Source organism: Synechococcus sp. CBW1107 (genome assembly GCF_015841355.1).
Lineage (GTDB): Bacteria > Cyanobacteriota > Cyanobacteriia > PCC-6307 > Cyanobiaceae > Regnicoccus_A.
The window spans coordinates 2796655-2808087 of sequence record NZ_CP064908.1 but is presented as its reverse complement, the minus strand read 5'-3'; the positions used below and the strand labels follow the sequence as shown (position 1 = coordinate 2808087).

8 protein-coding genes are annotated in these 11433 nt (G+C 69.4%); 7 read left to right on the top strand and 1 reads right to left on the bottom strand.

Annotated elements, in window-relative coordinates; genetic code table 11:
• Window positions 1-43: 43 nt before the first annotated feature.
• The 7 genes from I1E95_RS14630 to I1E95_RS14600 all read left to right on the top strand — a co-directional run bounded on the left by I1E95_RS14630 (window position 44) and on the right by I1E95_RS14600 (window position 10261).
• Entirely contained in the window at window positions 44-349 is a 306-nt protein-coding gene (locus I1E95_RS14630; RefSeq protein ID WP_197163452.1) for a hypothetical protein, read from the top strand.
• Window positions 350-410: 61 nt separating this feature from the next.
• Window positions 411-1637 (top strand): IS256 family transposase, encoded by a 1227-nt coding sequence (locus I1E95_RS14625; RefSeq protein ID WP_197161492.1) that lies wholly within the window; start codon window positions 411-413, stop codon window positions 1635-1637.
• Between the two features lie 303 nt (window positions 1638-1940).
• Window positions 1941-4607, top strand: a complete 2667-nt coding sequence (locus I1E95_RS14620; RefSeq protein WP_197163450.1) for a glycosyltransferase — start codon at window positions 1941-1943, stop codon at window positions 4605-4607.
• On the top strand, window positions 4604-5404 hold the full coding sequence (locus tag I1E95_RS14615) for a peptidylprolyl isomerase (RefSeq protein ID WP_197163448.1): 801 nt from the start codon (window positions 4604-4606) through the stop codon (window positions 5402-5404). Before I1E95_RS14620 ends, I1E95_RS14615 begins: the two co-directional genes overlap by 4 nt.
• Window positions 5401-8460 (top strand): ABC transporter transmembrane domain-containing protein, encoded by a 3060-nt coding sequence (locus I1E95_RS14610; RefSeq protein ID WP_197163446.1) that lies wholly within the window; start codon window positions 5401-5403, stop codon window positions 8458-8460. Before I1E95_RS14615 ends, I1E95_RS14610 begins: the two co-directional genes overlap by 4 nt.
• Window positions 8460-9974, top strand: coding sequence for an HlyD family efflux transporter periplasmic adaptor subunit (locus tag I1E95_RS14605; protein WP_197163437.1), 1515 nt, complete (start codon window positions 8460-8462; stop codon window positions 9972-9974). Before I1E95_RS14610 ends, I1E95_RS14605 begins: the two co-directional genes overlap by 1 nt.
• Window positions 9974-10261 (top strand): hypothetical protein, encoded by a 288-nt coding sequence (locus tag I1E95_RS14600; protein ID WP_197163435.1) that lies wholly within the window; start codon window positions 9974-9976, stop codon window positions 10259-10261. Before I1E95_RS14605 ends, I1E95_RS14600 begins: the two co-directional genes overlap by 1 nt.
• Before the next feature lie 21 nt (window positions 10262-10282).
• On the opposite strand, the gene I1E95_RS14595 is transcribed toward I1E95_RS14600, so the two are convergent.
• Window positions 10283-11419 carry a hypothetical protein gene (locus tag I1E95_RS14595; RefSeq protein ID WP_197163433.1) on the bottom strand — a complete coding sequence of 379 codons (1137 nt, stop codon included), beginning with the start codon at window positions 11417-11419 and terminating at the stop codon, window positions 10283-10285.
• Window positions 11420-11433 lie beyond the last annotated feature (14 nt).

Sequence of the window (11433 nt, the reverse complement as noted above, 5' to 3'; positions counted from 1 at the left end):
AAAGACGACCTAGTTTCTGAGCCTCCTCCATGACACCTGCCCCGTGCCGCTGAACCTGCCCCCGCCGTTGCAGGCCATGGCCCGCGGGTCGGTGATCGGCGGGTTCGAGGGGTTCGGCCCCGATGGCAGCCTGCGCGGCTGGGCCTGCCCCCTGGCCGATCAGCCCGCCGGGGCGCCCCCCCTCAGCGTGCTCCTCCAGGTGGAGGACCTGCTCAACCCCGGCCACCTCTGGAGCCTGGGAGAGGCGGAAGCCTGCTGGCGTCCCCGGCAGTGGTGTAAATCCCCAGGGCCTCAGCCCGGCGTAGCCGGGCTGAGCGTCCGCACCTCAGGCGATCGGCTCCACGGCTGACGTTGCAAGGGGTGGGCAGGCCCGTTTCCCTGGTTTGAGAACCACCTCAACCAGACAGACCATGCCCAAGACCCATGCTGCCGTACCTGAGCTGGCCTCGCTACTCGATGGCAGCAGTGCCGGGGAGCTGATCCCTGAACTGGCACGCCACGGCCTGCAGCAGCTGATCGAGCTGGAGCTCGCTGCCTTCCTCGGTGCGGACTGGCACGAGCGCACCGAGGAGCGGCTCGGCCACCGCAACGGCTACCGGCCTCGCACCCTGACCACCCAGGTGGGGGATCTGGCACTGCAGATCCCGAAACTGCGCGCGGGCAGCTTCCTCCCCTCGATCCTCGAACCCCGCCGCCGGGTTGATCAGGCCCTGTACGCGGTGATCATGGAGGCTTACATCGGTGGGGTCTCGACCCGCAAGGTCGATGCCCTGGTGGCGGCGCTCGGCTCCCAGAGCGGCATCTCCAAGTCGCAGGTGAGTCGCATCTGTCAGGAGATCGACCAGCAGGTGCAGGCGTTCCTGGGCCGGCCGCTGGAGAGCAGCGGCTACGCCTACGTCTACCTCGATGCCACCTACCTCAAGGGGCGGCTGGGCAAGGCTCAGCAGGTCTGCTCCCGCGCCGTCGTCGTCGCCATGGGGGTGAACGAGGACGGGCGCCGGGAGTTGCTGGGCCTCAAGGTGGGCGACAGCGAGAGCGAGCCCTTCTGGGCGGAGTTCATCGCCCACCTCAAGGAGCGAGGCCTCGCTGGCGTCAAGCTGGTGATCTCTGACGCCCACAGCGGACTCACCAAGGCCATCCGACGGCAGCTGCAGGGCAGCGTCTGGCAGCGCTGCCGGGTCCACTTTGCCCGCAACCTGCTGCAGTGCGTTCCCAAGGCTCACCAGGGCATGGTCACCGCCGCCCTGCGCAGCGTGTTCGCTCAGGAGAGCGCGGAAGAGATCGAGTCCCGCTGGGATGATCTGGCGGCCTCGCTGGCGGAGCGCTTCCCCAAGGCCGCTGCGCTGATGCATGAGGCCAAGGAGGACGTGCTGGCGTTCCGCCACTTCCCCAAGGACCACTGGCGCAAGATCTGGAGCACCAACCTGCTCGAGCGGGTCAACGAGGAAATCAAACGCCGCACCAGGGTCGTCGGCATCTTCCCCAACGACGCGTCGATCACCCGCCTGGTGGGCGCGGTACTGCTGGAGCAGCACGAGCACTGGCAGCTGGAGGGCCGGCGCATGTTCTCAGCCGAGAGCATGGCGACCATCCCGGAGCTGGATGCCATCCCTGCTCTCCAGGCCCTCAGCACCTGAGAGAGGCAGGACGCAGGCCCCAGGTGATCGAGGCTGCAGCGCCCCCAGAGGGCGCAGCGGCCTTGATCGCAGCCCGGGGGCCGGCCGCTGCCACCTCCAGGCCGCAGAAGTCACTCCAACTCACAACACATCCGCAAGCTGACGAAAGACTTGACAAGTCATTCGTCCTGATTCATCGTGATTGAACGAGGCGCATCTGCACCTCCGGAATGACAGCCCGTCATTCCACCCTGTTCACCCTCTGACTAGGGCATTCGGGCCTCGGGTTTTACACCACGCAAAGGGACGCGGCCGGAAGCCTCGATGCCGCGCCCGGATCTCGGCCAGCAGGGCCTGCCCCTCAATTGCGGCTTCGCCTTCCCTGGCCGCAGCGGCATGGAGATCCCCCCCCGCTCCACCGGCCTCGTGCTGCGCGCCCTGGTGCAGGGGGATCCCGCCGTGGAGCTGCCCGGCAGCCCCCTGCGCCTCGATGACGACCGCTACCCAGCCCTGGAGCAGTTGAGCCGCCGCGCCGCCGGTGGAACCGTGCGCCTCGAGGCCCTCAACGGCCCCTTCGTGGTGGGCTGGGCCCCCCACGGCCAGGAGCTGGAGCTGCGCGTTGATGGCGTGCCCGCCGGCCGCGTCAGCGCCAGGCCCGACGGGCAGTTCCATCTGCCCCTGCCCCCCGCCAGCTGCGATGGCCGCCCCCACCATCTCGCCATCCACGACAGCGAGGGGCTGCTGCGGGCTGAGAGCCTCGAGATCACCCCCTTTCAGCTCACCCCCTGGTCGGCCCTGCAGGACCATGGCCGGGCTCCCTTTCCCGACCAGCTCAACCCCCTGGCCCGGGAGCATCTGCGCAGCCTCACCACCTGGCTGCACTGGGCCGACGCCCACGGCACCCCACTCCCGGCCGACCTGCCCCTGCTGCAGCGGCTGCTGAGCGCACCCATCGGTCCCCCCGCCAACGCCGCCCCCGGCGAGGAGGCCGGGCCCCGTGGCGTGCCGGTGGCCCGCCAGCCGATCCACCTGCCGCTCAGCCCCGAGCCCCTGGTGTCGGTGGTGGTGCCGGCCCACAACCAGTACGCCGTCACGCGCCGCTGCCTCGCCGCCCTCGCCTATGCACCAACCCGCGTGCCCTTCGAGCTGATCGTCGTCGACGACGGCTCCTCCGACGGCACCGCCGAAGCCCTGAGCCGGGAGGCACCAGGCGTGCAGGTGGTCCGCCACGACTACGCCCGCGGCTTCAACCAGGCCTGCCACAGCGGCGTGGCCGCCGCCCGAGGCACGTTCATCGTGCTGCTCAACAACGACACCGAGCCCTGTGCCCTCTGGCTCGAGGAGCTGCTCGAACCGTTCCAGCGCTGGCCGGACACCGGCATGACCGGCTCCCAGCTGCTCTATCCCGACGGACGGCTGCAGGAGGCCGGCGGCATCGTCTGGGGGAACGGCGAACCCTGGAACTACGGGCGGGGCCGCAATCCCCATGCCCCCGGCGTGAGCTACACCCGCCAGGTGGATTACGTGAGTGGTTCCGCCCTGGCCCTGCGCCGGGAGCTCTGGGGGCAGCTGGGCGGCTTCAGCCCCGAGTTCTCCCCCGCCTACTACGAGGACACCGACCTGGCCTTCAAGGTGCGTCAGGCCGGCCTGGTGGTGCGCTACGCCCCCCTCTCCCGGGTGATCCACCACGAGGGCCTCAGCTGTGGCACCGACCCCGACCCCGAGACCAGTGAGGGCCTCAAGCGCTTCCAGACCCTGCACGGGCCCACCTTCCAGCGCAAGTGGCAGCACGCCTTCGAGGGGGAGACGGAGCCCTCCTTCGAGGCCGCCGAGCGGATCAAGGACCGGGGCATCCTCGGCCGTGCCCTCTTCATCGATCACGCCACCCCCCGCCCCGACCGCGACGCCGGCAGCCATGCCGCCCTCGCCGAGATGGACCTGGTCCAGGCCCTCGGCTACAAGATCACCTTCCTGCCGGCCAACCTGGCCTGGCTCGGCACCTACACCGAGGAGCTGCAGCGCCGCGGCATCGAGGTGATCCATGCCCCCTTCGTGCTCTCCCTCGACCAGTTCCTCAGGGAGCGCGGCCGCGAATTCGACTTCATCTATCTCACCCGCTACACCACCGTGCGCGACAGCCTGCCCCTGCTCAAGGAGCATGCCCCCCAGGCCCGGCTGATCTTCTGCAACGCCGACCTCCACTACCTGCGCGAGCTGCGCCAGGCCCAGAGCGCCGGACTCAGCGGCGAACAGGCCGAAGCCGCCCTGGCCTCCGTGCGCGAAACCCGCCGCCAGGAGATCGAGGCCATGGCCGGGGTTGACCTCACCCTCACCTACAGCGAAATCGAGCAGGCGGTGATCGCCGCCGAGACCCTCGGCCAGGCCGCCACCGCCCTCTGCCCCTGGGTGGTGGAGCCGCTGGAGCAGCCGTCACCCCTGGAGAGCCGCAGCGGCATCACCTTCCTTGGTAGCTACCAGCACCCACCCAACCAGGACGCCGTGGAAAGCTTCCTCGGAGATGTCTGGCCCCTGCTGAACGAGCGTCTGCCCGATCTCGAGTTCCATCTCTATGGCAGCGGGCTCGGCCCGGAGCTGCAGGAGAGGTGGCAGGCCATCCAGGGCGTGCGCGTGCACGGCTGGGTCACCGACGCCAGCACGGTCTACGAGCGCCACCGCGTCTTCATCGCGCCGCTGCGCTCCGGCGCCGGCATCAAGGGCAAGGTGATCGCCGCCCTGGCCCACGGCATTCCCCAGGTGCTCAGCCCCGTGGCCGCCGAAGCCACCGGGCTGCGCCACGGCGCCGAGGCCTTCATCGCCCGCGAGCCCGAGGCCTGGTGCACGGCCATCACCGATCTGATCGTCGACGACGACCTCTGGAGCCGCACCAGCGAGGCCGCCCGGGACCACGCCCGGGCCCACTTCTCCCGCAGCCATGGCCTCGATCTGATGGCCGCCGCGCTCCAGCGTCTCTCCCTGCCCTGCCGGCGATGAGCACCACTCCCCTCTCCGGCGTCAGGCCGCCCGCCCTGATCGCCATCTCCCCCCGCAAGCCGCTGCTCTCGGTCGACGAAACCAACCGCCTGCTGCGCCAGCAGGGGGTCTGCCTGGCCCTGGCCCAGGGGGTGGTGCTCGACCGTGTGGCGCAGAGCGTCAGCCTCAGCGACGACGAGGAGAACGCCCTGATGCGCGCCTACCTGGAGGGTGAAGGCGTCAAGGACGACAAGGCCCTGGCCGCCTGGCTGGCCCGCAAGGGCTGGTCGTCGGCCGATCTGCGCTACTTCGCCACCAAGGCCGAACGGCTGCGCCGCTTCAGCCAGGCCCGCTACGGCAGCGAAGCCGAGATCCGCTTTCTCGATCGCAAGCTCGATCTCGACCAGGTCACCTATTCGCTCCTGCGCGTCTCCGACCGCGACGAAGCCGAGGAGCTCTACCTGCAGCTGCGCGAAGGCGAGGCCGACTTCGCCACCCTCGTGGCCGCCCACTCCGAGGGCCGCGAGCGCATCACCCGCGGCCTGATCGGCCCGATCGCCCTCACCGCCGGCCACCCCAGCCTCACCGAGCGGCTGCGGGTGGGCAGCCCAGGCCAGCTCTGGCCGCCCTTCAAAGTGGCCGGATGGTGGCTGTTGGTGCGCCTCGAGCAGTGCTTTCCTGCTCAACTCGACGATGCCATGCGGGCCCGCATGGTGGACGAACTGTTTCAGGTCTGGTTCAAGGAGCAGGTGAACCTGCTTATGGCCGGCGAAGACCTCATGCCTCTGCCCCGCGATCCCAACGCCCCGTCCGCATGAGCACCCTCCCCACCAGCCGCTCCCAACAACGCCAGCAGGGCCTGCTGGCCGGCATCCGCCCCTTCGACCGTCTGCCCGCCGAGGTGCTCGCCGGTCTCGACTCCCTGCTCGACACCCGCCGCTACCGCCTCGGCCAGACCCTGCTGCGCAGCAGCAGCATGCCCGAGGGCCTGCTGCTGCTGCGCTCCGGCAGCCTGCGCGTGCTGGCCACCGACCCCCTCAGCGGCGACCTCGCCAGCATCGACCGGCTCCAGGCCGGCGCCTGCGTGGGCTGGTGTTCCCTGCTTGGCGGCGAGCCCTGCGAGCAGATGCGCGTGTCGTCGGAGGCGGAGGTGCTGGTGCTGCCCGCCGGCCTCTTCCAGGACCTGCTCGCCGATCACGACGCCTTCCGCCTCTGGTTCCAGACCACCCTGCCGGCCTCCGAGCTGCACCGGCTTCTGGTCGACCTCCACAGCCAGAACCCCGGCTGGGCCGACGCCCTGCGCGGCTGGCCCGCCATCCGCCAGGCGGCGCGGGTGCGCAGCCTCACGCCCTCCGACAAGGCCGACGCCCCGCTCGCCCTCAGCGCCGAGCTCAGCTGGTTCCACAGCAGCGGCGGTCCGCTGGGGCAGCCCTGGACCCTCGGCAGCGAGCCCGTGCCGCCCAGCCCCGGCGCGCCCTGGCTGCGCCTGGTGGGGCTGCCCCCCCTGGGCCAGGAGCCAACGTCCGCCCCCGATCTGCAGATCGGCAGCGCTTCCGAAGCAGCGGCCAGCGAAGCTCCAGCCCCGCACTCGGCGGCCTCTAACCCCGCTCCGCAGGCCGGGGCTCTGGCCGCCCCTCCGGCCCCGGGCAGCGGCGCCGGCACCTATGCCCTCTCCCCGCCCACGCCGGCTCCCCACACGCCAGGCCACGGCGAGGAGGCCGAACTGCGCCTGCAGCGTGCCACCGGGCCCCGCGACGCTCCGATCGCGGTCTGCATCGCCCTGGCCAACTACTTCGGCGTGCCGGTGAACCGCGACGCCCTGCGCGATCAGGTGCAGGCGGTGCTGGCCCGCCAGGGCGGCCTCAACCTGATCAACCTCGGCCAGATCCTCGATGCCCTCGGCCTGCGGGTGGTGCTCACCAAGCTCCCCGCCGACCGCCTCGGCCGCGCCACCACCCCGGCTGTGTTCCACGCCCAGGGCCACTTCGCCATCCTCGAAGGCGTGACCGACGACGGGCGCCTGCGCCTGCTCGAACCCGAACTGGGGCCCCTGCTGCTGCCGCCGGGTCAGCTCGCCAGCGATGGCGACGGCGGGGTGGAGCTGCTGCTGCTGCAGCGCAAGAGCGACGCCAAGGAGCAGACCTTCAGCTGGGGCTGGTTCCTGCCCTTCCTGCGCGAACACCGCCGCCAGCTGGTGGAGGTGGTGGCCCTCTCCTTCGTGATCAACCTGCTGGCCCTGGCCACCCCCCTCGGTCTGCAGGTGCTGATCGATCAGGTGGTGCGCCAGCGCAACGTCAATGCCCTGCTCGCCATCTGCTTCGTGCTGCTGCTGGCGGCCCTGGTGGCGGCCGTGCTTAAGACCCTGCGCGGCTACATCTTCACCGACACCGCCAACCGGATCGACCAGGCCACCAAGAGCACCATCCTCGATCACCTGGTGCGGCTGCCCCAGGGTTTCTTCGACAGCCGGCCCGTGGGCCAGGTGATGTTCTATTTCGGCCAGCTCGACAAGCTGCGCGATTTCCTGCTCGGCAACAGCCTCACCACCGTGGTGGATCTGGCCTTCAGCTTTCTCTACCTGTTCGTGCTGTTCGCCATCAGCGTGCCGCTCACCGTCGCCACCCTCTCCACCCTGCCGCTGATGCTGGCCCTCAGCTTCCTCAGCAACCCGCTGGTGCGCGCCCAGATCAAGCGCAGCATGGGCGCCTCGGTGAAGACCTACTCCTATCTCAACGAATCGATCACCGGCATCCAGACGATCAAATCCCAGAACGCCGAACTCAAGACCCGCTGGGAGTTCCAGAATCGCTACGCCCGCTTCATCGGCGAAGACTTCAAGCTCAAGATCAGCAAGGAATCGATCAGCAACCTGGCCGGCTTCATCAACGAGCTCAATGGCCTGATCGTGATCGGTGTGGGCGTCTATCTCATCATCCAGAACCAGCTCACCTTCGGCGCCTTCATCGCCTTCCGCATCCTCAGCGGCTACATCACCCGCCCGCTGGTGCAGCTCACCAGCACCTGGCAGCAGTTCCAGCAGTGCACCGCCTCGATCCAGATGGTGGCCGACGTGGTCGACCGCCCCACCGAGCAGAGCGACGCCGAGGCGCTCAACATCCCGATGCCCCCCCTCACCGGCCGGGTGGAGTTCCAGAACGTCAGCTTCCGCTTCAGCGACGACGGCCCGCTCGTGCTCCAGAGCATCAACCTGGAGGTGCCGGCCGGCTCCTTCGTGGGCATGGTGGGCGGCTCAGGCAGCGGCAAGAGCACCCTGCTCAAGCAGCTGCCCCGCTTCTACCGGCCGCTCGAGGGCAAGGTGCTGATCGATGGCCTCGACATCAACAAGGTGGAGCTTTATTCCCTGCGCCGCCAGATCGGCGTGGTGCCCCAGGACAGCGTCCTCTTCGACGGCACCGTGCGTGAGAACCTGCTGCTGGTGAAGCCCGACGCCACGGCCGACGAGATGATCCGCGCCGCCCGGATCGCCTGCGCCCACGACTTCATCATGGAGCTCCCCAAGGGCTACAACTCCGATGTCGGCGAGCGGGGCGCCGGTCTCTCCGGTGGCCAGCGCCAGCGCCTCGCCCTCGCCCGCGCCGTCCTCCAGAACCCCCGCATGCTGATCCTCGATGAAGCCACCAGCGCCCTCGACGCCCGCACCGAACGCCAGGTCTGCATCAACCTCTTCGAGGCCTTCCGCGGCCGCACGGTCTTCTTCATCACCCACCGCCTCAGCACCGTCCAGCCCGCCGACTGCATCGTGATGATGGACAAGGGCGCGATCATGGAGACGGGCAGCCACCGGGAGCTGATGCAGCGCCAGGGCTGGTACTACGCCCTCCACTCCAGCCAAGGTCAGGAGGGAGGTCTCTGATGGCCAACAGCAGCGAGTCCAGCGGATCCCTGGTCGACCTCTACGAGCGCGCCCTCGGCTGGCTGCGCTCCCCCCGCCGCCACCGGCCCCGCCGGGATGAGCGCGTGGTGCCGGTCCGTGTCGACCTCGTCGGCGACAGCACCCCACCGCCGCCGGCCCCGGCTCCGACCCTGCCGAACCATCCCTTCCTCACTCCGGCCGAACCCACAGGCCCAGCCGCCCCCAGCCAGGGCGCCCTCGCCCCGCTCGCCACTCCTCCAGACTGGCAGTTCAACCAGCCGGTGCTGCTGCGCAAGAGCCGCCGTGCCTCCAGCCTGATCGTCTGGACACTGCTCGGTGGTGTGGGCGCCTTCGGCGTCTGGGCCGTGCTGGCCCCCCTCGGGGAAACCGTGGTTGTGCAGGGCAAGCTCCAGCCCGGCAGCAAGGTCAAGACGATCCAGGCGCCCGTGCCCGGAGTGATCGAAGCGGTGCTCGTCAAGGATGGCGAAACCGTGCGCCAGGGCCAGGAGCTGATCCGCTTCGATCTGCGCGAGGCCCGCAGCCGCCTCACCGCCGCCGAGGCGATCCGTGAGCGGCTGCTCAACGAGAACCAGATCCTCTCCGCCGCCCTCGGCGACACCCAGGCCAGCGGCCTCTCCAGCAACCAGCGGCTCCAGCTCAGCAACCAGAGCGAGGATCTGCGCACCAGGCGCCTGGCGGCCGACGAGCAGCTGCGGGCCAGCGAGGCCCGCATCGCCGGGCTGCGCACCAGCCTGGCCACGGCCCGCAACATCGCCGAACGCTTCGAGGCGCTTGCGCGCAGCGGCGCCGTCAGCGAGGTGCAGGCCCTCGACAGCCGCAACAAGGTCAATGAGCTGGAGGCCAGCCTCGCCAGCGAGGAGCGCACCGCCGCCAGCCTCAGCGCCACAGCGCTCAACACCGGCGCCGCCCCCAATGCCGACCTGCGCGGCCGCATCGAGGCCAACCTGCGCCAGATCGCCGAGCTCGACAGCCAGATCCGCCTGGCCCGCGTGCAGCTCCAGTACAGCGTGCTCACCGCCCCCAGCGCCGGCTCGATCTTCGACATCGACGTCTCCCCCGGCTCGGTGGTGGAATCGGCCAAGACCCTCCTGCGCGTGGTCCCCGGCGATGCGCTCGAAGCCAAGGTGTTCATCCCCAACGATGTGATCGGCTTCCTCTCCCCTGGCCAGAACGCCGAGATCTCGATCGCCACCTTCCCCTCCTCCGAGTTCGGCAGCATTCCCGCCACGGTGGAGAGCATCGGCTCCGATGCCCTCACCACCCAGGAGATGGCCGAAACCCTCCAGACCGACCAGCCGGGCCTCTTCTTTCCCGCCGTACTCCAGTTGCGCCGCCAGAGCCTCCAGGGCAGCACCCGCCCGATCCCGCTCAAGCCGGGCATGGCCCTCGCCGCCGACATCCAGCTGCGCCAGCGCTCCTTCATCAGCCTGTTCACCAGCTTCCTCGACGATCGCCGCAAGGACCTCGAGCGAATCAACAGCCTCAACAAGTGATGGGACGGCAGCGCAAGCGCGAACCTGCGGTCGACTGGTCGGCCTACGTACCCCCCAGCCGGCGCCGGGGTCTGCTGCTGAAGCGGGCCTGGCACCGCTTCGTCTCTGGCCTGGCCACGCAGAGGGTGCTGATCACGCTGATGGTGCTGATCTATCTGGCCATCTGCCTCGGCCTCATCCTCTGGGGAGGGCTCAGCCTCGGCGTGCTGGCCCTTCTGCCCCTGCTGCTGGGCCCTCCTGTGGGCTATCTGGCCTACTGGCTGGTCTGGAGGGAGTTCCACGAATGAACTCCCAGCTGGAACTAGTCCTCAACCCTGCTGACTGGCGCGGCTCCTCAGGGTGGTGAGTTCCTGCAGCAGCCATTCGGGCAGAACCTTCTCGGCCGAGCTCAGGTTCACCTTGCTGGCGGGGTAGTAGAGCAGCGCTGCCATCAGCGCGTTCAGGGCGCGGGGATGGCGCATCGTGGCCACGATCTCCCCCAGCCGCCGCCGGGCCGCATCCTCTTCGGGCGGCATGGCCTCACGGCTAAATCCTGAGCCGATCAGGTTCTGGCTGAGCTGGCCGAAGGGCGCCCGGTAGAGCGTCTCCAGTTGGCCGGGATCCACATCCAGCCAGATCTGGGCCACCTGCCGCCGCAGCACGGCCAGTTCCCGCTTGAGTTCGGCGTCACTGGGATCGATCGCGTAGAGGTTGATCAGGCCGCTCATCCGGCCCAGGAATTCATTGTCCTGGATCAGGGGCAGGCAGTCCTCCCCCCGCTTCTCGGAGAACAGCGGCAGGGGACGGGTGTCGGTCTGGGCTGGAGCCGGGGCCAGCATCGCCGGAGACCCGGCGGTGGCTCCGTTGCCGCCCTGCTGGCGCAGGCGCAGCTTCTGAAGCAGCTGCGGATCGCAGCGCTCGGCATAGTCGCTCAGCAGCCACTCCGGGATCTGCCGCGCCGGATCGGCCACCTTCATGGCATTGCGGTCGTAGTAGGGCATCACGGCCAACAGCAGATTGGGGGTCTCGTGATGGCCGAAGGCCTTGAGCAGCCGCTGGCTCAGACCGGCCTTCCAGCGCTCGTCGATCGGCCGCAGCGGCAGCGCGGGCAGAATGCCGCGCAGCATCAGCCGGTAGGCCTCACCGATCGGTCCGCTGTAGAGGATCTCCAGACAGTCCACCGGGGCGCTCAGCCAGAAGCGGGTGAAGCAGTTGCGGGCGGCCTGGGCATCCTGCACCGCCTGCTGGTTGGGCGATTGGTCGAGCGTGGTGAAGATCGTCTGCAACCGCCGCACCGACCAGGCGGTGATCTCCATCGGCAGCTCGATCTCATCCTGGGGGCTGGTGCTGACCAGGCGGTTGACGGACTGAGCCACGGCGGCAGGAACTGGCTCGATGGGCGGCTCCGATGCCAGCTGAGCATGGGAGTGGCTGCCGCGACCGAACAGACTGCGCAGGGAAGGCATCGAAGTCCGCGGGA